This is a genomic window from Citrobacter sp. Cpo103 (assembly GCF_030332605.1).
Lineage (GTDB): Bacteria > Pseudomonadota > Gammaproteobacteria > Enterobacterales > Enterobacteriaceae > Citrobacter > Citrobacter portucalensis.
Map to the genome: position 1 here is coordinate 1 of NZ_JAOWHO010000005.1, position 241 is coordinate 241.

At 52.7% G+C, this 241-nt stretch carries 1 protein-coding gene; it reads left to right on the forward strand.

Going from position 1 to position 241, the window contains the following annotated elements:
* On the forward strand, nucleotides 1-241 hold a 241-nt coding region (locus OGX89_RS00025; protein WP_286559675.1), incomplete at both ends, for an Ig-like domain-containing protein.

Consider the following 241-nt stretch of genomic DNA (forward strand, 5'->3'; position numbering starts at 1 on the left):
TTTATCAACATCAAGGAATCGACGGACAATCACGGCAAGACCACCATCAGTGGCACGGTGAGCGGAGATGCAAAAGAGCATGACACCGTTCAGCTGGTGATTAATGGTCAACATTATTCGGGGGAAGTGGAGAAGCTGGCGAACGGCAATCTGGTCTACCGTATCCCGGTGGATACCCAGAACCTGGTCAACAACCCGGTGATTCATGCCAGCATCCATACCACGGACGAGCATGGCAACG